1 protein-coding gene is annotated in these 234 nt (G+C 67.5%); it reads left to right on the forward strand.

Annotated features, from left to right (window positions below; translation table 11 throughout):
• The coding region (locus tag R0J87_RS24985) for an arginine deiminase family protein (protein WP_498889720.1) at window positions 1-234 on the forward strand (234 nt) is incomplete at both ends.

The raw sequence follows: 234 nt of genomic DNA on the forward strand, positions 1-234 counted from the left end.
CTCACCACCTGCATCTACAAGTTCCATCCGGATTTCGCCAACGCCGGCTTCCCGGTCTGGTACGGCGATCCCACCGTGGACCACGGCAACGCGACCCTGGAAGGCGGCGACGTGATGCCCGCCGGCAATGGCGTGGTGCTGATCGGCATGAGCGAGCGCACCTCGCGCAACGCGATGACCAAGCTGGCGCAGTCGCTGTTCAAGCAGGGCGGCGCCAGGCGCGTGCTGGTGGCC

The sequence above is a fragment of the Halomonas sp. SIMBA_159 genome (assembly GCF_046536035.1).
Lineage (GTDB): Bacteria > Pseudomonadota > Gammaproteobacteria > Pseudomonadales > Halomonadaceae > Vreelandella > Vreelandella venusta_A.